Genomic DNA, 22381 nt, shown 5'->3' with positions numbered 1-22381 from the left:
TGCGCCCGCGTCCGCGCGTTCACGGTGGGGCGCCGCCGTGATGATCCCCCGTCAGACGCGGGTGCGCGCGGCCACCTCCTCCGGCGTCAGATAGACGTCGGTGTGCTCGAAGTCCCGCAGCGTCCCCTCGCGGTCCGCGAGGAACCCGGTGCGCACGAAGTCGTCGCCCGCGACCGCGTTGAGCAGCCAGTTGGCGCCGGTGCGGAAGCGGGCCGCCCCGGTGCGCAGCGCGAACAGGTGGTAGCCGCGGGCCACGACCTGCGCGGGCACCCCCTTGAGCCCGATGCCGAGCGGCTTGGACACGGCGTCGTGGCCGCCGAGGTCGACGACGAGACCGAGGTCCTTGTGCCGGTACGGCGTGGAGGGCAGCCCGCGCAGCAGCGCCGCCAGGGTCTTCGCCGCGTGCCTGCCCTGCCGGGCGGCGTGCTGGGCGGTCGGCACGCAGTACGAGCCGTCGCCCTTGGCCAGGTCGGGCACCGCGGCCGCGTCGCCCAGCGCGAACACCCCGTCCAGGCCCGGCACCCGGAAGTCCGCCTCGGTGAGGAGCCGGCCGCGTACCGTCTCGGCGCCCAGCGAGTTCACGAGCGGGCTCGCCGCGACACCGGCCGTCCACACCAGGGTCCGCGAGGCCAGCACCCGGCCGTCGGTGAGAGTGATCTTGTCCTCGCCGACGGAGGCGACGGAGGTCCCCAGGGAGATCTGTACGCCACGTTCGCTCAGCATGCGCAGCGCACTCGCGCCCAGCTTGTCGCCGAGCTCCGGCAGCAGCTTGGGCGCGACGTCCACCAGGTGCCACTTGATCAGCGAGGGGTCCAGGCGCGGGTGGTACTGCTTGGCCGCGGCGGTGGTGAGCCGCTGGAGACAGGCTGCCGTCTCGGTCCCCGCGTAGCCGCCGCCGACCACCACGAACTGGAGCCGCGCCGCCCGCTCGTCCTCGTCCGACGTGGCCGCCGCCAGGTCGAGCTGGGCGATCACGTGGTCGCGCAGATAGACCGCCTGGGCCAGCGTCTTCATGCCCCGCGCCTCATCGACCAGGCCGGGGATGTCGAAAGTGCGGGTCACGCTGCCCGGGGTGAGCACCAGATAGTCGTACGACAGGTCGACGACCTCGCCGGTGATCTTGTGCACGACGCACACCTTGGCCGCCGGATCCACGCCGATCACCCCGCCCGGCACCAGCTCGGTGCGGCGCAGGATCCGGCGCAGTGAGGGCGCCACCGACTGCGGGGTGACGACACCCGCGGCGACCTGTGGAAGCAGCGGCAGATAGAGCTGATAGTCGTTCGGACTGACCAGGGTGATCCGGGCGTCGGCCGGGGCGAGCGCGCGTTCCAGCCCCCGCGCGGTCTCGACTCCGGCGAATCCGGCTCCGACGATCACGATCTTCGGTGCGTCCATCCGTGCGGCCTCTCTCGCTGTGGCGGCGCGGCCCGCCGACCGCGAGCCCAGGCTCACACGGGACGCGCGCGCCTGCCACCCCACGACGAAGGCCGTGGATCGCGGCCGGCGACTTGACCACGAGCGTTGTTGACAACGGACAGGCGCAGGCGGGTCTCTCCGGTTCACCGCTGTGGGCGCGACCCATGTCCGATGCCGGCGCCCGTGGTTGCAGGCGGTGGCCGTCCCGCGGTCGTGGCCCTCAGGCGGTCGTGCTCCGCGTCCGGGGTTCTGGCTGGGTGCGCTGGGTGGCTGCGATCGCGCAAGCGACGCGTACGAGGGCGGCGACGGCCGGTGAGCGGGCGTCCTGGGGCCACGCGATGGCCAGCGTGCAGTCCGGCAGGTCGCTGACCGGTCGATAGGCAATCCCCGGGCGCGGGTTGCGTCGGGCGACCGAGACAGGTGCGAAGAACACGATGGTGCCCGTTTCGACGAGGCTGAAGATCTCCGACAGGTTGGAGGCCGACCGTGTCGCCCCTGGCCTGCGCGGCGCTGCCCGGCCCTGGTCGGCAGGTGCGCCGCTGGGGAGGTGCCGGCCGGCCAGGTCGGCCAGGCACAGCTGGGTCCTGGCGGCCAGCGGATCGGTCGCGGCCATGGCGACCAGGACCGGCTCGGTGATCAGCGGCTCGCTGTCCAGCCCGCGGTCGTCCATGGGGCGGAGCACCAGTGCCGCGTCGGCCAGGCCATCGCGCAGTGCCTCGGGCTGATCGCCGAACCCTCCGAGGACCAGTTCGGTGGGCAGGGCGTCGGGTTCGGTGCTGTAGGCGTCCAGGATCCGCGGAAGCAGGCCACCGTCGATGTCGGCCTTGAGCGCGATGCGCAGCCGGGGCGAGGTGCTGCCCGCGTGCCGAGCACGGTGAGCGGCGGCGGTGATCGCCTCCAGGGCGGTTCTGGCGTCGCGCAGCAGGACCTCTCCGGCGCCGGTGAGCTTCACCTGCCGGGTGGTCCGCTCGAACAGCGTCACACCGAGCTGCCGCTCCAGGTCCCGGATCGCGCGGGACAGCGGGGGCTGCGCCATGCTCAGCCGATCGGCCGCGCGCCCGAAGTGCAGTTCCTCCGCGACCGCGACGAAGTAGCGGAGCTGCCGCACCTCCAGGTCATTCATATCCCCAGGGTATCAATCGGGACCAGGTTGGTCCTTCACCTGCGGCGTTGCTCCGGGTTCACTCGGAAGCGATCACCCGGCGTCCCGGGTGTTCGCCGTCGACCGCCACGTATGGAGACCCTCATGATCGTCATTACCACGCCGACCGGTGACATCGGCCGACAGGTACTGGACCGCGTCCTGGAAAGCGGTGAGCCGGTGCGGGTGATCGTCCGCGACCCCTCCCGCCTCCCGGAGCACCCCCAGGTCGAGGTGGTGGAGGGCTCCCACGCCGACGCGGACACGATCGCGAAGGCACTGGAGGGCGCGGACCGGCTGTTCTGGCTCGTACCCCCGGCCGGTTTCCAGGACGCAGGCCCCGCCAGGCGTTATTACCTGGACTTCACCCGGGCCGTAGCCCGGGAGGCCGCGAGCCGGGACGTACGGATGGTGCACGTCACCTCCCTGGGCCACGGCTACCAGGACGAGGCCGGACTCCTGTCGGCCGCGCTCGACATGGACGAGCTGATCGAGAGCACCGGCGTGCGGTACCGGGCCCTGGCGCTGCCGTTCTTCATGGAGAACCTGATCCGTCAGACCCAGTCGATCGCGGAACAGGGAGTGTTCTCCATGGCGAACGCCGCGGACCAGCCGCTGCTGACCGTCGCCACCCGGGACGTGGCTGCCACGGCGGCAGCGCTCCTGTTGGACACCGCCTGGAGCGGCCAGGCCCGCGTTCCCCTGGTCAGCCCCGACAGCCTGACCCCCGACGCCATGGCCGAGATCATCTCCGAGATCCTGGGCCGCCCGGTGCGCTACGAGCAGGCCCCGCTCGCGGACTTCCAGGCCCGCCTGGTGCAGCACGGCGCGAGCCCGGCACTGGCCCAGGACATGGCCGACATGGTCGACGCGCAGAACCACGGAATCTACGACGCCGAACCCCGCGACCCGGCCTCCGCCGCCGCCACCGGTTTCCGCCAGTGGTGCCAGGACATCCTGAAGCCTGCCGTCCAGTCCTGATCGGCGCGCCGGTCAGTGCCCGGCACTGCTGCCCGATCCAGCACCGAAGGAAGCGCCCCCGCACGTCGGCGTCGGGCGATGCCGCCCGTAAAAATGATCAACAGGGATAGCGCGCCGAGAACGGGATGTTCGGGGGATCGTGTCCGTTCGCGGCCCGGCTCCCCAGTTCCGAACGCCCTCGACGCCGACCGCACTAGATGGTCGACCGCCCGTCCGTCGCGCCAACAACCCTGAGGGTCGGTACAACTAGACTTCGCCCATGGACGACACCAAGCTCGACACGCTCGGTTCGGGCAAGTACCTGCTCGTCACCAGCTACCGGAAGAACGGCACCGGTGTCGCGACGCCCGTGTGGGTGGTGCGGGACGGCGAGGCGCTCGGCGTCTGGACGGTCGTGGACAGCTGGAAGGTGAAGCGGATCCGCAACCGGGCGGACGTCATGGTGGGCCCCTGCGACGTGCGCGGCAACGCGACCGGCGAGCCGGTCCCGGCCACCGCCGAGATTCTCGACGCGGCGGAGACCGCCCGCTATCGCAAACTGCTTGCCCGCAAGTACGGCATCACCGGCCGCCTCGTCCTCCTCGGCAGCCGCCTGCGGCGCGGAGCGAACGGGACGATCGGGATCCGCGTCACCCCGACCGCCTGACGCGACACGAGGGCCCGGCACGCGCCGGGCCCTCGCACCGGTCCTACGCGTAGAACGGGCCCGGAGTGGTCCAGGTCGTCCTGCCGAAGACGTTCGGGTCGTCGATGGAGACGGTCACGTCGGTGACCTTGAGGCCGTACTGGGCCGGGGTCATGCCGTCGGGGCAAGTCACCTGCACCGGGGCGTAGTTCACGTAGAACCGCGGACCCTCGTCGTCGGCGTGGTTCCGGTCCCAGTCCAGGATGTAGTTGCTCTCCGTGAAGAAGTAGTTGTCCAGGAGCGGCTGTCGCTCGGTGCGGACGACGAAGCTCGTGCCGTGGTCGAAGGTGCCGTCCGCCCGCAGGCAGCCGAAGGTCCGCGCGGTGTCGGCGTACGCCGCGAACCGGCCTCCCACGCTGCTGAGTCCGGCCAGATAGCCGGGCTGCACGCGCACGTTGTGCAGGATCACGTCGAGCTTGAAGCCGCCGCAGCCCGGCGTCGCGTTGTAGTCGTGGTAGACCGTCAGACACTTACGGTCCCCGAAGTAGGCGGTGGGGTCCGGGTTGTAGGGCCGCGGCACCACGGCTCCGTAGAACTTCACGGTCGCCGAGATGCCGCCCTCGGTGGGTGCCGGTATGTCGACGGTCGTGGTGGCGCGGGCGGAGCCCGGCCCGGACAGGACGAGAACGGCTCCCGCCAGCAGTGCCAGGACCAGTCTTCCCGGCGCCGCGGACACGCGCTTGCTCCCCATACGCAATTCCCCCCTCGTGTACGTGGTGCACAGTCACCTGAACAGTGGCCTGAGCACGCTATCGACGCCCGGCCCCCTCATCCGGCGAACACCCCAATGCCCACAAACGGAACGACCGCGCTCGCGGTCGGCCGGATGTGTTCTGCGCGAAGCGTTGACTAGAAAGCGCTTGCCCTCTACGTTCCCGTTCAGTGACATGACCCGCGTATGACATCTCGTATACGAGACATCAGATCCCGGTCGCATCACCTGGGGATGTAAACCGCAGGCTTCCGGTGGGCTCCGTACGGATGTTGCCGCACGCCAGCCATCGTTCAGATCGAAGCACGTCGTTCACCTACATGTCCGCCTACCTGGCCGTGTGCATGACCGCCCACATGGCCGCGTGCGTGACCCATGGTCGCTACCTCGCTACCTCGCTACCGAAAGGACGCAGCCGCATGCGTACAGGCCCCCCACGACCAACTATCCGCAGACTGGCCCTGGCGTCGACCGCGGTGGTGGCCGTCGTCGGCGCTCTCGTCCTGCCGCAGCCCGCCGGGGCCGCCGAGACGTCGCCCGTCGGCTTCGGCGCCGGGACGACGGGCGGCGGAAGCGCCTCCGCTGTCACCGTCTCCACTCTCGACGCCTTCCGGACGGCGGTGACCGGTGACACGGCCAAGGTGGTCCGGGTCAACGGCCTGATCACGCTGAGCGGTCAGGTCGATGTCGGCTCCAACACCACGGTCCTGGGCGTCGGTTCGTCGTCCGGGTTCACCGGCGGGGGGCTGCGGCTCAAGGAGGAGACCAACGTCGTCATCCGCAACCTGAACATCAGCAAGCCGCTGGCGCCGTCCGACGGGATCACCGTCCAGGAGTCGACGCGGGTCTGGATCGACCACAACTCCTTCTCGGCGGACCGAACCCACGACAAGGACTACTACGACGGTCTGCTGGACATCACCCACGCCTCGGACAACGTCACGGTGTCCTGGAACACCTTCAAGGACCACTTCAAGGGTTCGCTCGTCGGCCACAGCGACAGCAACGCGAGTGAGGACACCGGCCACCTGAAGGTCACGTACCACCACAACCACTTCAGCAACGTCTACTCACGCATCCCGAGCCTCCGCTTCGGCACCGGCCACTTCTACGACAACTACGTCGTGGGCGCGGACACCGCCGTGCACTCACGCATGGGCGCGCAACTGCTCGTCGAGAACAACGTCTTCCGCACCACGAAGATCGCGGTGACGACCAACCGCAGCAGCGACGTGGACGGCTACGCCAACCTGCGCGGCAACGACCTCGGCGGAGCCGCCACCGAGGTCTCGCGCGTGGGTACCTTCACCACCCCGCCCTACGGCTACACCGCGGAGCCCGCCTCGACCGTCGTCGCCTCGGTGACGTCCGGTGCGGGCGCCGGGAAACTCTGACCCCCCACCGGAAGAAGGAATCGGGACATGACCTCACCAGTACAGGCGAAGACTCGGGCGCCGGGCACGCGCCGGGAGTCCAGGCGCAAGGTGGCCGGCGGTCTCGCCGCACTCGGCCTCTCGGTTGGCATGATCATGGCAAATGGCGTGTTCTCCCCGGCGAGCGCCGCGACCTGGCCGTCGGCGACCGGCAGTCAGGCGGTCTCCTCCACCATCTCGCTCTCCGGCACCAAGGACTACGGAATGGTGCGGCTCTACGGCACCGGCGACCTCGGCAGCGGTGGCCAGGACGAGGACCAGGGCCCGATCCTCCAACTGGCCGCCGGCACCGTCCTCAAGAACGTCATCATCGGCGCCCCCGCCGCCGACGGGATCCACTGCGCGGGCAGTTGCACGCTCCAGAACGTCTGGTGGGAGGACGTCGGTGAGGACGCGGCGACCTTCCGCGGCTCCTCGTCGTCCAACGTCTACACCGTCTCGGGCGGCGGGGCGAAGGAGGCCAGCGACAAGGTGTTCCAGTTCAACGGCGCCGGAACGCTGAATGTCTCCAACTTCGCGGTGAAGAACTTCGGCACCTTCATCCGGTCGTGCGGTAACTGCTCGACGCAGTACAAGCGGACGATCAACCTCAACAACATCGAGGTGGCCTGGAAGGGCAGCCGGATCGTCGGCATCAACACCAACTACGGCGACAGCGCGACCCTGCGCGGCATCAAGATCGTCGGGGATACCAGCAAGAAGATCATTCCCTGCCAGAAGTACATCGGCAACAACACCGGAGCGGAGCCGAGCAGCAACGGCACCGGCCCCGACAGCACGTACTGCCGCTACGCCACGTCCGACGTCACCTACAGCTGACGCGCGATCCTGCCCGGCGTCCGGGCGAACCGGCCACGCACGGCGGTTCGTTCGGGCGCCGGGCCGTTCCGGGCCTGAGGGGGCGCCCGTCAACTCCAGCCGTGGTAAGGGCCGTCGATGATCTGGAACACCGGCTGTCGGCGTACCGCGTCCTGGGCCGTGGCGAGTTGGACGCGGTCGCCTCGATGGATGCCGGCGGGTGGGCCCATGACCCTGCCCTGGACGGTGAATCCCTCGGACATCTCGATGAGGGAGACGTTGCGCGCCGCCGGGGTGTTGCGGTGGACCACGGTGGAATGCCGCACGACGCCCGCCCCCGTGCTGGCCTCCGTTCGCAGGTCGCTGCCCGCGCACACCGGGCACAGCAGGCGGTGGAACATCGCGGTGCCGCACCAGTGGCAGCGCTGGAAAAGGAGGGCGTTGGCGGCCGGAGCCTCGATGGGCGCCGAGTCGACGCCTGTGGCGGTGAGGTACACGAAGTCGTCTCCCTGCGCTCGGCCGGAACCGGAGGTGCGCGGGCCCGCCCCGGCACGAGTCACAGCGTATGGCACTGAGTGCCACCAGTAAAGGTACTCGGTACCCTCGAAATGCGGTCAGTTCTGTCCGAGCGTGGACTCGATCTCCCGCACCACGCGCCACATCGGTGCCCCGCGCCGCGAGATGACGACCACCACGTCCTCCTGCTCCTCGGCGGCCCCGGTGTCCGCCGGATCGCCGAACGTGGTGCGCACGTACGCGAGCGCGTGGTCCACCGCCGCGGTCGCGTCGCCCCGTCCGTCCGCGCGCAGCCAGGTCCGCAGGCCGTTGTTGTGCGCCGCGGCCACCGCGGCCGCCGCCACGTCGGCCCGCAGGGTGCCGTCGGGCCGGCCCGCGAAACGCCGTTGGAGGTAGTCGGCCATGGCTCGCTCGTAGCGCCATACGACCGACAGCTCGTACGCGCGCAGCCCGGGAACCTTCTTGGTCAGGCGGTAACGCTGGACGGAGAACGCGGGGTTCTCGGCGTACATGCGCAGTACGAGCCGAACGGCGTCGCACACCCGCTCCAGGGGGTCGTCCTCGTCGGTCCCCTCGCTCAGGTAGGCCGTCATGTCGGCCAGGCACCGCTCGTGGTCGGGGAAGACCACGTCCTCCTTGGAGGGGAAGTAGCGGAAGAACGACCGCCGCCCAACGCCGGCGAGGGCCACGATGTCGTCGACCGTCGTCTGTTCGTAGCCGCGCTCGATGAACAACTGGAACGCCGCCGCGACCAGGGCGTCCCGCATCGGCGGCTTCGCGGTCGATGGCTCCGTGGTCGTGGGCTCCGCGGTCGTGGGCTCCGCGGCCGTGATCTCCGTGGTCGTGGGCTCCGTGGTCGTGGGCTCCGCGGCCGTGATCTCCGCGGTCGTCGGCTCTGCGGTCTCGTGGGGCGGGCGTCCGTCGTTCATGGTCGGGAAAATAGCATCGAAGTGGGGAGGGGGGTACTCAGTGCTTATGTCCGAGGGTACTGAGTGCCTCGCGGGGGAGTGGCGATCTCCCGTTCGCCGTTCTCCTCGCCGCCGGGCAGTCCCAGGTGACGGGCGGTGGCATCGTGGTCGCACGCGGGAGCGGGGCGGACTCGGTAGTTCCTCATGTGTCCTGGATGTGACGAGCTGTGAAGTCGTCGTGTATTCACCGAGGTTGACAGCCCCTACGCGCTGATCGACTATGTGGTCGAGCTGTGGCCCATTTGACCAGTGCGCCCAGTGTTTCTTCGACCACTCACCCCCGGTGCGGCCCCCGGCTGCTTCGCGCTGCCGTGCTGCCGTCGACCGGGTTCCGCAACATCATGATGGGATACGCATGTCCATAGCGAGACGTGTCACCCTCCGCTGCCTGCTGGGGACGGGCGCGGTGGCGCTCGCCCTCTCGGCGTCGACGACCGGTGCCTGGGCCCACGGCACTCCCGGCGGCGACGGCTGGGAGAAGTCCGGTGGCGACTACGCACCCGGCAAGGGCGCCGGCACGAAGACCGAGACCGACCGGTGCCAGTTCTCCCTGGACGGGACGGACTTCTACGACTCGGTCCGTGTCGACGACCAGACGCTGAAGCCCACCGACGACGGCAAGGTCCACATCAAGGTCCGCACCGCCGGTGACGCCACCACCTGCACCGCCTCGCTCGCCGCGTACCGCGCCCACGGCGCCACCTTCAACACCTCCGGTGAGCAGGTCTTCCACGACTTCGACACGGTCACGGTCAAGCCGGGAGCCACCGACTCCCTGGACATCTCCGTGCCCGACGCCGGCTGCTTCGCGCAGATCGACCTCTACCGCGGCGCGGTCAGGTTCGACGGCCTTCTCGACGCGAAGGACGGCTTCGAGCACGGGGAGCTGCCGAAGGGCCCGGACCGCCCGGTCATCAAGGACAAGCTGATCGCGGCCTGGAACGGCGGTACGAAGGACTGCACCGAGCAGCCGCCGACCACCCCGGAGACGCCTCCCGCCTCGACGCCCCCGGCCTCGACCCCGCCCGTGTCGACGCCCCCGGCCTCGACACCGGCCACCCCGACCGAGCCGGAGCCCGCCGAGTCGACCACGCCGGCCGGCCCGTCGGAGTCCGAGTCGACAACGCCCGCCCCGGCGACGCCCGACGGCGGTGCCTCCACGGCTCCCAGTGGCGACCTCGCGGAGACCGGCGGTGGCAACACCCTGCCGATCGCTGCCGGAGCCGGAGCCCTCCTGGCCGCCGGTGCCGTGATCACCGTCGTCACCCGCCGCCGCCGCGCCACGGGCACCCACTCCTGACGCCGGGTGCCGTCGGACTTCGACGGCACTGAAAGGCCCCGGTGCTCCACGCGTGTGCGAGTGCCGGGGCCGCGCTCGTGCTTCCAGGCCGACCCTCCACCAACTGCGTAAGTTCCAGGCGGTGTTGACCTCCCTGGACCGACTCCGAGCAGGCCGGCGACGGTGTCCGCGAGGGGTGTCCTAAACTCCGGCCATGACGATCCCGACCGCCGACCTCGCCAAGGACCTGGCGCCCCAGCGTGTGCTGCGGGCGTCGATCAACCTCGGCAATCCGGTGCTGGCCCAGGGCACACTGACCGCGCCGACCGGCGTGACCGTGGACATCGCGCGCGAGGTCGGCGCCCGGCTGGAGCTCCCGGTGGAGCTCGTCTGCTTCGACGCGGCACGCAAGTCGTTCGAGGCGATGACGACGGGCCGCGCCGACCTGTGCTTCCTGGCGATCGAGCCCGTACGGGCGGCCGAGGTCGCCTTCACCGAGCCGTACGTCGTGATCGACGGCGTGTACGCCGTGCCACGCGAATCGGACCTCACCACGGTCGCCGACGTCGACCGTGCGGGCGTACGGGTCGGCGTGCAGCGCGGATCCGCGTACGACCTCTACCTGTCCCGCACGCTCGGGCACGCCGGCCTGGTCCGGGGCGAGGAAGGGTTCGACGAGCTGCTTGCCCAGGGGGTCGAGGCCCTGGCAGGGATCCGGCAGCCACTGACCGAGTACGTCGCGGCGCGTCCCGGACTCCGGTTGGTCGAGGGCCGGTTCATGCAGATCCGGCAGGCGGTGGGCACGACGCCGAGCCGTCGGCCCGAGACCGTCCGGTTCCTCCGCGACCTCGTCGAGGAACTGAAGGCCGACGGGTTCATCGCCGAGGCCCTGCGCCGCGCGGACCAGTCGGAAGCCCTGCTCGCTCCGCCCCGCTAGAGGTGGGCTCCTCAGCCGCCGACACCGTTGCGCGGAAGTGCCATGCCCCGGTGTTCATTGCACCCCGGGGGAGGGGCGTCGGCCGCTGCGGGCTGTGACGACTGGTGGGCGTGGAGGGCGGCGCTCACCAGGGTCAGCAGGAGATCGACGTCCGAGTCGACTTCGAGACGCATCGTCACCCAGCGCGAACCGGACACCATGTGGACCGCGGACTCGTCCCTCAGGTAGTCCTCGAACCGCCGGATGGCAGGGCCCGTCAGATGCAGGTCGACGTCGTGTTCCGTATGGAAGTGGACGATCTCGCCCTGCTCCGAGCGCAGTGCCCGCCCCGTGCCGCAGCTCGGCGAGGCCTCGGCCAGGTCCGGCCAACTCGCCAGTCGCGTCAACGCCCGCAGCGCCATCGTCATGACTACATCATGACCCGCTCACCGGCAGTCCACCAGGATTTGGGAAATGCGTAACTGGCGGATATCGCGTGAATGTCCTTGTTCGGCCTCGGAATTCGCGCGAAGCGGGTGCCGCGCGAGAGGTGGATCGCCTCGTGTGACCCGTGAGAGGACCCCTGGTCCCTGGTGATTCCGGACGCCCGTGTCGCGAGTGCGTCGTCCGCGGCGTAACTCGCTGGGCCGACGGCACATCTTGGTAATGGGATCCATTTTCAGATAGCGTGAGCCGTGTCAGCCCGACGCTCACGAGGAGATCCGCATGGCCGTTCCCAAACGGAAGATGTCCCGCAGCAACACCCGCCACCGCCGCGCACAGTGGAAGGCCGCGCCTGTGCCGCTCGTCCCTGTCACCGTCGACGGGTCCTCGTACCTCGTACCGCAGCGACTCGCCAAGGCGTACGAGCGCGGGCTGTTGCGGCCGGAGGGCTGACGTGCGTGCTGCCTTCGTCGGGAAGGGTGGCAGCGGGAAGACCACGCTGTCGGCGCTCTTCGCCCGCCACCTCGCGCACGCCGGTGCGCCCCTCGTCGCCGTCGACGGCGACATCAACCAGCACCTCGCCCAGGCCCTCGGCCTGGCTGACGGCCAGTCCCTCACCGTGGCGCCCCTCAGCACACGGCTGGGCGAGATCAAGGACTTCCTGCGCGGCGACAACCCGCGGATCACGTCCGGTGAGGCCATGATCAAGACCACCCCGCCGGGACGGGGATCGCGCCTGCTGAAGCTCCTCGGTTCGGACGCCGTGCACTCCCACCACATCCAGGAGGTGGACGGCGTACCGCTGATGGCCACGGGCGAGTTCGACGAGAGCGATCTCGGGGTGGCCTGCTACCACTCCAAACTCGGAGCCGTCGAGCTCTACCTCAACCATCTCGTCGACGGCCCCGGTGAGTACGTCGTCGTCGACATGACCGCGGGCGCGGACGCCTTCGCCTCCGGCCTCTTCACCCGGTTCGACCTGACCTTCCTGGTCGCCGAGCCGACCCGCAAGGGTGTCTCGGTGTACCGCCAATACCGTGACCACGCCGAGGAGTTCGACATCCCGATCGCCGTGATCGGGAACAAGGTCACCGGCGAGGACGACGTGCTGTTCCTCAAGGAGCACGTCGGCGACGACCTGCTGACGTACTTCCAGCACTCCTCCTGGGTGCGGGCCCGCGAACAGGGCCGGGAACAGGGCGACTTGGAACCGCACAACCGGCACGCCCTGAACCAGCTGCGAACCGCGCTGGACGCCCGTACGAAGGACTGGGCGGTGTTCCAGGAACAGGCCGTCGCCTTCCACCTCCGCAACGCCGCCGCCTGGGCCGACCGGGCGACCGGCGGTGACCTCTCCGCACAGATCGACCCCGGCTTCCGGCACGGCCCGGACGCCCTCGCGTAACACCGCGTCCGAACGGGCGAAATCCGCCGGGCCACGGCCCGCGACGCGGCGGCACACGGGCCGTGGAGCGGCCCCGTACGCCCCCCTCGCGACACCGCACACCATCGAAAAACAGCTAGCGACAGGACTGCTCTCTCATGTCACTCGACGTCTCCCCGAAGCTGCTCGCCGAAGCCGAACGCGGTCAGGTCAGCGAAGGGGACTTCGTGGAAACCGTCCGTACGTCACTGCCGTACGCCTATGACCTCATCGCCGGACTTGTCGGCGAACTGGGCGACGGGCAGCGGGAGTTCGCCGACAACCACACGCCGCCGCCCTCGGAGAGGGAACGCGGGCAGTTGCTGCGGGCGCTGGCCAGCGACGCGATCCGTGGAAGCCTGGAGAGGCACTTCGGCGTCACCCTCGCGTTCATGAACTGCCACCGCGTCGCCGTCTTCCGCCCAGCGGCCCAGGGCGGCGAGACGCACGCCCGGTTCACCTCGCTGCGCTCGCAGATTCTCAATCAGTCGCCCGAGTTCCGCGACTGCTGAACCGGCAGCCGTGTCCGGGGGCCGTTCGGTGGAACGGCCCCCGTCCGCGTATGTCAGACCGTCGGTTCCGTGAGGGACTGCTCCGCCCAGATGATCTTTCCCTCGGCGGTGTAGCGGGTGCCCCAGCGCTGGGTGAACTGGGAGATCAGGAACAGTCCGCGGCCCCCCTCGTCCGTCGTCTTGGGGTGTCGCAGGTGCGGGGCCGTCGCGCCGCCGTCGAAGACCTCGCAGATCAGCGCCTGGTCGCTGATGAGGCGGAGCCGGATCGGGCCGGAGGCGTGCCGGATAGCGTTGGTGACGAGTTCGCTCACGACCAGCTCGGTGGTGAAGGCCAGTTCGTCGAGACCCCAGGTGTGCAGCTGCTGAGAGCTCGACTTGCGGGCCTCGGCGACGACGGCCGGGTCGATGGGCAGGTCCCAGGTCGCGACCTGCCCGGCCCCGAGCCGACGGGTGCGGGCCATCAGCAGCGCCACGTCGTCGTACGGACGTGTCGGCACGAGGTCGTCCACGATCCGTCGGCACAGTCCGTCCAGTTCCTGCCCGTGTGCCTCCAGCGCGAGGCGCAGTCGTTCCCGGCCCGCCTCCGGGTCCCGTCCGGTACGGGGTGTGGCGATGAGGCCGTCGGTGTGCAGCGCGAGCACACTGCCTTCCGCGAGATCGAGGCCGACGGACTCGAAGGGCAGGCCGCCCACGCCAAGAGGGGGACCGGCCGGGAGGTCCGCGAACGTGACGGTGCCGTCGGGGGCGACGATCGCGGGTGCGGGATGGCCCGCGCTCGCCATGGCGCAGTGCCCATTCACCGGGTCGTACACGACGTACAGACAGCTGGCGCCGACCGCCTGCATGCCGCTCGTGCGGTCGTCGGCGCCGGTGCCCTCCTCCCGGGCGGAACGGCTGACCACGTCATCGAGGTGGGCCAGCACCTCCTCCGGCGGCAGGTCCAGATCGGCGAGGGTCTGCACGGCCGACCGCAGCCGTCCCATGGCCGCGGCGCCGTCGATGCCGTGACCGGCCACCTCGCCCACCACCAGGGCCACCCGCGCCCCGGACAGCGGGATCACGTCGTACCAGTCGCCGGCGAGACCGGTCAGCTCGTCCGCGGGCCGGTAGCAGGCGGCGACCTCCACCGCTTCCTGGTCGGGGAAGCGGTGGGGGAGGAGGTTGCGCTGGAGGATCAGTGCCGCGTCGCGCTCGCGGGTGTAGCGGCGGGCGTTGTCCACGCACAGGGCGGCCCGGCCCACGAACTCCTCGGCCAGGCCCAGGTCGTCCCCGTCGAAGGGGTCCTGGCGGCTGCGCCGGAAGAACGTGGTGATGCCCAGGGTCACGCCGCGGGCCTGGATGGGCACGACCATCACGCTGTGCAGCCCGAGGTCGAGGAAGGAGACGGCCCGGCCCCCTGGAGCCCCGGTGGTCCACTCCCTGGCGAGCGGGTCCAGCCGCTCATCGAGCCAGGACTCGCCGTCGGTCAGACACCTGATCGGGGGAGAGCCCGCCCCGTAGGCCACGACATCGCCGATCCCGACAGCGGTTTCCGGGATGCCGCCCTGCACCGACCGCTGCCCGGCGCGCCGCAGCCGCACCGTCTCCGCGTCACTGCGCGGACCGGGTGCGGGTTCGCCTCCCTTGAGCACCGACTCCAGCAGGTCCACCGTCACGAAGTCGGCCAGCCCCGGCACGGCGACATCGGCCAGTTCCTGCGCCGTCTGCATGACGTCCAGGCTGCGGCCGATGTGTTCGCCCGCCCGGTCGAGGAGGGCGAGCCGGCGGCGGGCGCGGTAGCTCTCGCCGATGTCGACGACCGTGTAGTACACGCCGATCGGGTGACCCTGGTCGTCCTCCAGACGGACGAACGACATGGAGTGGGACGTCTCGCGGTGCGGCGCGGAGCGCAGCCGGCCCACGTGCTCGTACCCGGCCACCGGTTCGCCGGTCTCCAGCACCCGGTGCATCTGCGCCTCGATCAGCTCGGCGTCGAGACCCGGCTGCACATCGGCGAGCCTGCGCCCCAGGCGCCGGGTTGGCGGGCCGCCGCCGAACTGCTCCAGCGCGGTGTTGGACCACACGTACCGCAGGTCCGTGTCCAGAATCGCTATGCCCACCGGCGAACGCGAGGTGATCCGCTCCAGCACCGACCGGCTCATGTCCCAGCCCCGGCCGTCCGCCAGCTCGGCCAGGAGCACCACCCAGCGCGCCGGGCCGCCGCCCGCCCGCAGGGGAACGACCCGCACCATCAGCCTCAGCGGGTGCCCGTCGCGGTGCAGTGCGGAGAGAAGCCCGGCCCAGCCGCCGTCGCCGCGGCACCGCTCGGCCAGCTCCGGGACCCGCGCCGCGTCCTCGGGAATCAGCAGGTCGGCGGCGGGCCGTCCGAGCACTTCCCCGGAGGTGTAACCGAGCAGCCGTTCGGCGTCCGCGGTCCAGCTGGTCACCGCCCTGCGGGCATCGAGCAGCAGGGGCACGGCGTCAGCCATGTCGAAGCGCTGCCGGGCCGCCACATCCCGTTCCTTGCTCGAAGCCACCGCGACCCTCTCCGCTCTCCGAAGGTGGTCCTACCCCCTCGCAGCCATTCTTCACGTTGTACGACTGTCGCGCGGGCTTTAGTGAGACGCACGGTGGAGCAGATGAGGGCGGAACACGGCTTTCGCTCGGCTATCGAGGTATCCGCGCCACTCCATGTCAGTCACTCTCCGTGACTGTGTAGGGATGTGCTTGCGCGCGGCCCCCGCGTGCCCGCTGCCGAGCGCCGGGCGGAGAGAGGGGCCACGGCTGAACTCCCGTGCCGATGGCTCCGTATCTCTCCACAGGGATGGCGGGAGACCGCGCGCACGGAAGGAGAGCAGTGTGTCGACACCGCCCGAAGGCGGGCAGCCTACGCGCCGCCCGGCGCTCGAACCCACCTATGTCCAGCGCCGCCGCCGGACCGAGGCACTCGCGGACCTGCTCAGGGAGTTCCGTGAGGATCAGCAGAACGCCGACTCCGGCGAAGGCTATGAGTCGATCAAGCTGTCGCCGACGTGGGACAGCGAGACGGAGGAGTTCTCGCCGGTCCTGTCGGGCGAGGACTACACGGCCGGTGGCGAGCGGCCGAAGGCCGCGGCACGGCCGAAGCCCGCGGAGCCGAGACGTGAACCGAGCAGGCCGCGCTCACTCTCCACGGGCCTCTCCCCAGGGCAGCGCCGGGCCGCGGTCGCCGTCGCGGTGGCGGCGGCAGCGCTGACCGGATTCGGCCTGGCCATGCTGCTCCCGGGCGACGGTGGGGACGGCGGCGGTCCGTCGTCGGCCGCCGCCCCGTCCGCGACGGCGCCTGTCGCCCAGGACCCCTCCCGCGCGGCCGACCCGGACGGCCCCGGCACTCTCCGGGAGGGTGACAGCGGCCCCGAGGTGACGGAGCTCCAGGAACGGCTCCTCGGCATCCCGGACGTGTACCGGAGCGGCGGCACCAGCGGCACCTACGACCCCACGCTCACCGCCGCGGTGGCCCGTTTCCAGCTCTGGTACGGGATCCGGGGCGACGAGACGGGCGTCTACGGCAACGACACCCGGGCCGCCCTGGAATCCCGCACGTGACGACAGGGCGGCTTCACAGACTCCGGTGGAAGGCGGGGTGCGCGTCGAGGCGTCGCACGTAGTCCTGGAGGAGCGGGTACGCGGACAGGTCGTCCGTCGCCTCCAGTTGGACGAGGGCGACCCAGAGGTCCACATCCGCCGCGGTCAGGTCCTTGCCCAACGCGTACGGACCGGCGGCCAGTTGGCGATTCAGCAAGTCAAGTGCCGCCGACCGCACGGCTGATGGCGTACCCGGCGTCAGCTCCCGGTCCAGTAGGTCGCGCAGGTCGTCGACGTCCGCGGCCAGTTCCGGCGGGCGGAGCGGGGAGTTGTGGGATCCGGCCCCGTCGGTGAGGAGGTCGCCGAGGTCGCGCAGGATGTCCGGCGTGTGGTTGCTGACGACGCGTCCGCTCCACCGGTCGCACAGGGCGGGCGCGGTCAGCGGGCCGTCGTAGTGGTGCCAGGTGGCCTCGTACGCCCCGCGCAGTGCGGCGAACGCGGTGGGGGTGTCGGCGGGGAGCGCCACCAGCGTGGTGGCGACCGAGTCCCTGAGGCCCAGCAGGCCCAGAGTGATCGAGACACGCAGCGAGAGGGGACAGCGCGCCGACAGGTAGAGCTCGTAGCGGTGCGGCGCCGGGTAGAAGCCGCCGGCGAGGCCGACTCCGATGCGGCTGCGGAAGCGGTGCGGGCGGGCGGACGGCGCGGCGGAGATCCGGGGGTGGGGGATCGCCTCCAGCGAGCCGGGAACGCACGAGGTCGGGGTACAGGAGGTGCCGGTGTTTGAGGCGTGCGACATTGTCTCGGACATGACTCTCCATGGGGCGAGGAGGCCACGGCCACCTTGTGGGCACCGCGGCGGAACGGAGTGACTGCGCTGCTTACCGGTCCGGATCGCTCGGACTAGTACGCGCTGGAGACACGCAACAGATCGATGTGCAGGCGCCTCGTCAAACCGCTCTTCGTCATTCCCACCGGTTCCGCACTCGGGGCTCGCGAGACGCGAGACCACGCTTGTCCCGCCGCACCGGCGGAACCCGGTCGTCACCCGGGGCACCCCGTCGCGGTGGAAGGGTTGCCTGCCAGCGAGCCGGGGCCGATGACCTCACGGACAGGGAGAACCTGCCCGAAGGGCGCTGACAATCGTGACCGTCCCCGACAGTGTCGGCGCGCTCCGTGAGGCCGTCAAGAAGGCCTTCGCCGCAGTCTCACCAGATGGTCATCAGGTCTGTCGCAACCGCCACTTGAGAGGTGGAACAGGCGTGTCAGCGCCCTGATATGCGACGCGGAACAGATCGCGCGGCCCAGTGGTTGTCGTTGTCGAGGGCACGCGGCGAAGTGTGCGGCGAGTGTGAGAACGGGCATGATCCCCGGGCATTGCGCACCGCTGTGGCCTCCCGTAACGTCCACAGCAGGTTATGAGCGTCAGCGTCAAGCCCTGGCTTGCTGACCGGCAACCCTCCTCCGCGGCGGGGTGCTCCAGGTGACGACCAGGCGGCACCCGTCCCGTGGTTCCGCAAGCGCGACGCCGGCGCGGCCCCTGGCCCGCCGAGCCGAAAGGGTGGAGGTGACCGACGTGTGGGACGCACTCCGCCTCCATGTCATGGTCCTCGCCCCGCGTCGGCGCGTGCATCTCCACACCCGGCCGCACATCGACCTCCAGCGCGTGGCCGGCGCGCTCTGTCGTCCCTGACCCGTCACCCAGCCGCCGCACCCTCCGCACCGAGGCCCGGCGATCTCGTACGGTCGATCAGGAAGGCACCCTTCTCGTGTCCTCGTCACCTTCGTTGCCCTCGTCCTCCTCCCCTTCCTCCGCCCCGCTCCACCTGGCCGTCGCCCTCGACGGCGCCGGCTGGCACCCCGCTGCCTGGCGCGAGCCGGTGGCCCGCCCCGACGAGCTGTTCACCGCCGGGTACTGGACGGACCTCATCACCGAGGCCGAGCGCGGTCTGCTCGACTTCGTGACCATCGAGGACGGACTCGGCCCCCAGTCCGCCCGCCTCAGCGAACCGGACGCACGCACCGACCAGGTGCGCGGCCGGCTCGACGCCGTCCTCATCGCCGCCCGCGTCGCGCCGTTGACCAGCCACATCGGCCTGGTGCCGACCGTTGTCACCACCCACACGGAGCCCTTCCACACCTCCAAGGCCATCGCCACGCTCGACTACGTGAGCACCGGCCGGGCAGGCCTGCGCGTCCAGGCCTCGGCGCGGCAGAATGAGGCCGCGCACTTCGGACGCCGTTCGTTCCCGAAGCTCCGCATCGAGGACCTGGAGACCCCGGCGCTACGGGAGTTGCTCGTCGACCTCTTCGAGGAGACCGCCGACTACGTCGAGGCGGTGCGCCGGCTGTGGGACAGCTGGGAGGACGACGCGGAGATCCGCGACGTCGCCACCGGCCGCTTCGTCGACCGCGACAAACTCCACTACATCGACTTCGAGGGCAGGCACTTCAGCGTCAAGGGCCCCTCGATCACCCCCCGTCCGCCGCAGGGGCAGCCCCTGGTCACCGCACTCGCCCACGAGTCCGGGACGGGCGCGCCGTTCCGGCTCCTCGGCCGCAGCGCCGACCTCGGATACGTCACTCCGCACGACGCCGAGCAGGCACGCGCCGTCGTCGCCGCCGTATGCACGGAACAGGCGGCCGCCGGACGCGCCGAGGAGCCGTTGCACCTCTTCGGGGACCTGGTGGTGTTCCTCGACGACGACCCCGCCGCCGCGACGGCCCGCCGGGAGCGCCTCGACGCCCTCGCGGGCTACCCGTACACCAGCGACGCACGGGTCTTCACCGGAACACCCGTCCAACTGGCGGACCTGCTCCAGGAGTTGCGCGAGGCCGGGCTGACCGGCTTCCGGCTGCGCCCCGCCGTCGCCGGCCACGACCTGCCGGCGATCACCAGGGGCCTGGTCCCCGAACTCCAGCGGCGGGACGCTTTCCGGCGCTCGTACGAGGCCGACACCCTGCGCGGGCTGCTCGGACTGGCCCGCCCCGCCAACCGCTACGCCGCCCACGTCTGAGCCGGAGGGACCCCACTCATGAGCAGGTCGACCGACAAGCCGCTCAAGCAGATCCACCTCGCGGCACACTTCCCGGGCGTCAACAACACCACCGTGTGGAGCGACCCCGAAGCCGGCAGCCACATCGAGTTCAGCTCCTTCGCGCACTTCGCGCGGACCGCCGAACGCGCCAAGTTCGACTTCCTCTTCCTCGCCGAAGGCCTCCGACTGCGCGAACAGGGCGGCAAGATCTACGACTTGGACGTGGTCGGACGGCCCGACACCTTCACCGTCCTCACCGCGCTCGCCGCCGTGACCGAGCACCTCGGCCTGACCGGCACGATCAACTCCACGTTCAACGAGCCCTACGAGGTGGCACGCCAGTTCGCGAGCCTCGACCACCTCTCCGGCGGGCGCGCCGCCTGGAACGTCGTCACGTCCTGGGACGCCTTCACCGGCGAGAACTTCCGCCGGGGCGGCTTCCTCCCGCAGGAGGAGCGGTACTCCAGGGCCAGGGAGTTCCTGGCCACCGCCAACGAACTGTTCGACTCCTGGCACGGCGACGAGATCATCGCCGACCGGGGGAGCGGCACCTTCCTGCGCGACGCCCAGGCCGGGGCCTTCGTGCACAAGGGGCAGCACTTCGACATCCAGGGGCAGTTCAACGTGCCGCGCAGCCCGCAGGGCCGCCCGGTCGTCTTCCAGGCCGGGGACTCCGACGAGGGACGCGAGTTCGCCGCCGCCGGCGCGGACGCGATCTTCAGCCGGTACAGCACCCTCAAGGAGGGGCAGGCGTTCTACACGGACGTCAAGGGCCGACTGGCCCGCCACGGCCGCACCCACGACCAGTTGCTGATCCTGCCCGCCGCCACCTTCGTGCTCGGCGACACGGACGCCGAGGCGGAGGAGATCTCCCGCGAGGTGCGCCGACTGCAGGTCAGCGGCGCCACCGCCATCAAGCACCTCGAGTTCGTCTGGAACCGCGACCTGTCCGCGTACGACCCGGAAGGACCGCTCCCCGACATCGACCCGGACCTCGGCGAACACACCATCGCCCGGGGCCGCGCCCAAGTGCGCATGTACCGCGACCCGTTGGCCACGGCCAGGGAATGGCGGGAGCTCGCGGCCGCCAACAAGTGGTCGATCCGCGACCTCGTCATCGAGACCGGCAACCGGCAGGCGTTCGTCGGCTCCCCGGCCACCGTCGCCCGGACCATCGACGACTTCGTCCAGTCGGACGCGAGCGACGGCTTCATCCTCGTCCCGCACATCACCCCGGGCGGCCTCGACTCCTTCGCCGACACCGTCGTCCCGCTGCTCCAGGAACGCGGCGTCTTCCGTACGGAGTACGAGGGCACCACCCTGCGCGACCACCTCGGCCTGGCCCACCCCGACGCCGACGCGCCGTCCGAGCGAGCCGCCTCGTGAGGTTCCTCGCGATCACCCTGATCGTGCACGCGCCGGACCCGGTGACCGGCGTACGCAAGCCGACCCACGCACGATTTCGCGAAGTGATCGACAACGCGCTGCTGGCGGAGGAGCTGGGCTTCGACGGGTTCGGCGTGGGGGAGCGCCACGAGCGGCCGTTCATCTCCTCCTCGCCGCCCGTCGTCCTCAGCCACCTCGCCGCCCTCACCTCGCGCATCCGCCTGTTCACCGCGGTCACCACGCTCAGCCTGCTGGACCCGGTGCGCGCGTACGAGGACTACGCGACCCTGGACCATCTGTCCGGCGGACGACTTGAGTTGATCATCGGCAAGGGCAACGGAGCCGCCCAGCGGGAGCTGTTCCACGTCACGCCCGAGGACCAGTGGGAGCGCAACGCCGAGAGCTACGAGGTGTTCCGGCAGATCTGGCGGCAGGACAAGGTCACCGCCGCGACCCGCTTCCGCCCCGCGCTGAGCGGGGCGGAGGTGTGGCCCCGGCCGTTCCAGCAGCCCGTCCGGGTCTGGCACGGCAGCGCGACGAGCAAGGAGTCGGTGGACCTCGCCGCCCGCTACGGTGATCCGCTGTTCTCGGCGAACGTCACCAACCCGATAGAGCCGTATGCCGAGTTGATCAGTTACTACCGGGAGCGGTGGGAGCACTACGGCCACGATCCGGCCCGGATCGCGGTCGGCGCCGGGTCGGCGGGCTACTACGCCGCCCGCACCTCGCAGGAGGCGGTCGCCGCCTACCGGCCCGTCTTCGAGGGGCAGTTGGCGTTCCAGAAGGCGCTGGGCCTGGAGCCGGTGTTCCCGACCCTGGAGGACTTCGTGGAGCGCAGTTCGGCGCTGATCGGCAGTCCTCAGCAGGTGATCGAGAAGGTGCACCGCTACCACGAGCGGTTCGGGCACACCGTGCAGCACCTTCAGGCGGACGCGAGCGGCCTGACCGGGGCCCAGCACCGCGCCTCCCTCGAACTCTTCCAGTCCGACATCGCGCCCGTGCTGCGACGCGAGATTCCCGAACCGCCGTTCGCGTGGGGACCGGTGTTCGCCGAGGCGCCGCCGGCCTTGTCACCGGTCACGTCCGTGCCGACGCCGGAGCGGGAGCCGCAACAGCAGCCGCAGCCGGGGCCCCGTCCGGCGTCGTCCCCGTCCCCGTCCCGTCCCGCACCCGCCGACCGCTGAGGAGCC

Annotated in this window: 23 protein-coding genes and 2 riboswitches; of the genes, 14 read left to right on the top strand and 9 right to left on the bottom strand. The window is 70.6% G+C overall.

Features of this window, described 5'->3' with window-relative positions:
- Positions 1–51: 51 nt before the first annotated feature.
- Both ACIP79_RS26880 and ACIP79_RS26875 read right to left on the bottom strand, forming a co-directional pair.
- Positions 52–1398 carry an NAD(P)/FAD-dependent oxidoreductase gene (locus ACIP79_RS26880; RefSeq protein WP_401227235.1) on the bottom strand — a complete coding sequence of 449 codons (1347 nt, stop codon included), beginning with the start codon at positions 1396–1398 and terminating at the stop codon, positions 52–54.
- Positions 1399–1639: 241 nt separating this feature from the next.
- Positions 1640–2542: a LysR family transcriptional regulator gene (locus tag ACIP79_RS26875; RefSeq protein ID WP_401227234.1), complete on the bottom strand. Its 903-nt coding sequence runs from the start codon at positions 2540–2542 to the stop codon at positions 1640–1642.
- A 123-nt stretch (positions 2543–2665) separates the two neighbouring features.
- Here ACIP79_RS26875 and ACIP79_RS26870 point away from each other — a divergent pair, with 123 nt between their 5' ends.
- Entirely contained in the window at positions 2666–3541 is an 876-nt protein-coding gene (locus ACIP79_RS26870; RefSeq protein WP_401227233.1) for an NAD(P)H-binding protein, read from the top strand.
- Positions 3542–3800: 259 nt separating this feature from the next.
- Positions 3801–4187: a PPOX class F420-dependent oxidoreductase gene (locus tag ACIP79_RS26865; protein WP_401227232.1), complete on the top strand. Its 387-nt coding sequence runs from the start codon at positions 3801–3803 to the stop codon at positions 4185–4187.
- Positions 4188–4230: 43 nt separating this feature from the next.
- Here the strand turns inward: ACIP79_RS26865 and ACIP79_RS26860 are convergent, their stop codons facing one another.
- Entirely contained in the window at positions 4231–4917 is a 687-nt protein-coding gene (locus ACIP79_RS26860) for a hypothetical protein (RefSeq protein ID WP_401227231.1), read from the bottom strand.
- A gap of 440 nt (positions 4918–5357) precedes the next feature.
- On the opposite strand from ACIP79_RS26860, the gene ACIP79_RS26855 reads away from it, so the two are divergent.
- Complete coding sequence (locus tag ACIP79_RS26855; RefSeq protein WP_401227229.1) at positions 5358–6332, top strand: polysaccharide lyase family 1 protein; 975 nt, start codon at positions 5358–5360, stop codon at positions 6330–6332.
- Between the two features lie 27 nt (positions 6333–6359).
- Positions 6360–7190, top strand: a complete 831-nt coding sequence (locus tag ACIP79_RS26850) for a pectate lyase (protein WP_401227228.1) — start codon at positions 6360–6362, stop codon at positions 7188–7190.
- A gap of 89 nt (positions 7191–7279) precedes the next feature.
- Here ACIP79_RS26850 and ACIP79_RS26845 read toward each other — a convergent pair whose 3' ends face one another.
- Positions 7280–7666, bottom strand: a complete 387-nt coding sequence (locus ACIP79_RS26845; RefSeq protein WP_401227226.1) for a Zn-ribbon domain-containing OB-fold protein — start codon at positions 7664–7666, stop codon at positions 7280–7282.
- Positions 7667–7783: 117 nt separating this feature from the next.
- A complete protein-coding gene (locus ACIP79_RS26840; RefSeq protein WP_401227361.1) occupies positions 7784–8452 on the bottom strand; it encodes a TetR family transcriptional regulator in 669 nt (222 codons plus the stop codon).
- Between the two features lie 556 nt (positions 8453–9008).
- Between ACIP79_RS26840 and ACIP79_RS26835 the strand changes: the two genes are divergently transcribed.
- Together ACIP79_RS26835 and ACIP79_RS26830 are read left to right on the top strand one after the other, a co-directional pair.
- On the top strand, positions 9009–9953 hold the full coding sequence (locus ACIP79_RS26835) for a hypothetical protein (protein ID WP_401227225.1): 945 nt from the start codon (positions 9009–9011) through the stop codon (positions 9951–9953).
- Between the two features lie 193 nt (positions 9954–10146).
- Positions 10147–10869: a transporter substrate-binding domain-containing protein gene (locus ACIP79_RS26830; protein WP_401227224.1), complete on the top strand. Its 723-nt coding sequence runs from the start codon at positions 10147–10149 to the stop codon at positions 10867–10869.
- Between the two features lie 11 nt (positions 10870–10880).
- Here ACIP79_RS26830 and ACIP79_RS26825 read toward each other — a convergent pair whose 3' ends face one another.
- The gene (locus ACIP79_RS26825; RefSeq protein WP_401227222.1) at positions 10881–11276 is read right to left on the bottom strand and encodes a luciferase family protein; all 396 of its coding nucleotides are present in this window, start codon (positions 11274–11276) and stop codon (positions 10881–10883) included.
- Positions 11277–11574: 298 nt separating this feature from the next.
- Between ACIP79_RS26825 and rpmF the strand changes: the two genes are divergently transcribed.
- The 3 genes from rpmF (at position 11575) to ACIP79_RS26810 (ending at position 13227) form a co-directional block, all read left to right on the top strand.
- A complete protein-coding gene (gene rpmF / locus ACIP79_RS26820; protein ID WP_383686807.1) occupies positions 11575–11745 on the top strand; it encodes a 50S ribosomal protein L32 in 171 nt (56 codons plus the stop codon).
- 1 nt (position 11746) lies between these two features.
- Entirely contained in the window at positions 11747–12697 is a 951-nt protein-coding gene (locus tag ACIP79_RS26815) for an ATP-binding protein (protein ID WP_401227220.1), read from the top strand.
- A 137-nt stretch (positions 12698–12834) separates the two neighbouring features.
- Positions 12835–13227 carry an SCO5389 family protein gene (locus ACIP79_RS26810; RefSeq protein ID WP_401227218.1) on the top strand — a complete coding sequence of 131 codons (393 nt, stop codon included), beginning with the start codon at positions 12835–12837 and terminating at the stop codon, positions 13225–13227.
- Between the two features lie 53 nt (positions 13228–13280).
- Here the strand turns inward: ACIP79_RS26810 and ACIP79_RS26805 are convergent, their stop codons facing one another.
- Positions 13281–15695 carry a SpoIIE family protein phosphatase gene (locus ACIP79_RS26805; protein ID WP_401227360.1) on the bottom strand — a complete coding sequence of 805 codons (2415 nt, stop codon included), beginning with the start codon at positions 15693–15695 and terminating at the stop codon, positions 13281–13283.
- 370 nt (positions 15696–16065) lie between these two features.
- Between ACIP79_RS26805 and ACIP79_RS26800 the strand changes: the two genes are divergently transcribed.
- On the top strand, positions 16066–16791 hold the full coding sequence (locus ACIP79_RS26800; RefSeq protein ID WP_401227217.1) for a peptidoglycan-binding protein: 726 nt from the start codon (positions 16066–16068) through the stop codon (positions 16789–16791).
- A gap of 13 nt (positions 16792–16804) precedes the next feature.
- Here the strand turns inward: ACIP79_RS26800 and ACIP79_RS26795 are convergent, their stop codons facing one another.
- Both ACIP79_RS26795 and ACIP79_RS26790 read right to left on the bottom strand, forming a co-directional pair.
- The gene (locus ACIP79_RS26795; protein WP_401227216.1) at positions 16805–17578 is read right to left on the bottom strand and encodes a glutathione S-transferase family protein; all 774 of its coding nucleotides are present in this window, start codon (positions 17576–17578) and stop codon (positions 16805–16807) included.
- A 92-nt stretch (positions 17579–17670) separates the two neighbouring features.
- Positions 17671–17736: a putative leader peptide gene (locus tag ACIP79_RS26790; RefSeq protein WP_353962418.1), complete on the bottom strand. Its 66-nt coding sequence runs from the start codon at positions 17734–17736 to the stop codon at positions 17671–17673.
- Between the two features lie 36 nt (positions 17737–17772).
- Positions 17773–17918, bottom strand: a riboswitch (SAM riboswitch).
- 263 nt (positions 17919–18181) lie between these two features.
- Positions 18182–18296: riboswitch (SAM riboswitch) on the top strand.
- 74 nt (positions 18297–18370) lie between these two features.
- Between ACIP79_RS26790 and ACIP79_RS26785 the strand changes: the two genes are divergently transcribed.
- From ACIP79_RS26785 to ACIP79_RS26770, 4 genes are all read left to right on the top strand, one after another.
- Positions 18371–18460, top strand: coding sequence for a putative leader peptide (locus ACIP79_RS26785; protein WP_401227359.1), 90 nt, complete (start codon positions 18371–18373; stop codon positions 18458–18460).
- A gap of 76 nt (positions 18461–18536) precedes the next feature.
- Positions 18537–19784, top strand: coding sequence for an LLM class flavin-dependent oxidoreductase (locus tag ACIP79_RS26780; protein ID WP_401227214.1), 1248 nt, complete (start codon positions 18537–18539; stop codon positions 19782–19784).
- 18 nt (positions 19785–19802) lie between these two features.
- Positions 19803–21191 (top strand): NtaA/DmoA family FMN-dependent monooxygenase, encoded by a 1389-nt coding sequence (locus ACIP79_RS26775; protein WP_401227213.1) that lies wholly within the window; start codon positions 19803–19805, stop codon positions 21189–21191.
- Positions 21188–22375: an LLM class flavin-dependent oxidoreductase gene (locus ACIP79_RS26770; RefSeq protein WP_401227212.1), complete on the top strand. Its 1188-nt coding sequence runs from the start codon at positions 21188–21190 to the stop codon at positions 22373–22375. The genes ACIP79_RS26775 and ACIP79_RS26770 overlap by 4 nt, the downstream gene beginning before the upstream one ends.
- The last annotated feature ends 6 nt before the right edge of the window (positions 22376–22381 follow it).

The sequence above is a fragment of the Streptomyces sp. NPDC088747 genome (genome assembly GCF_044751025.1).
GTDB lineage: Bacteria > Actinomycetota > Actinomycetes > Streptomycetales > Streptomycetaceae > Streptomyces.
Note: the sequence above shows the minus strand (reverse complement) of the source record. Positions and strands in the feature narration are given on the sequence as shown.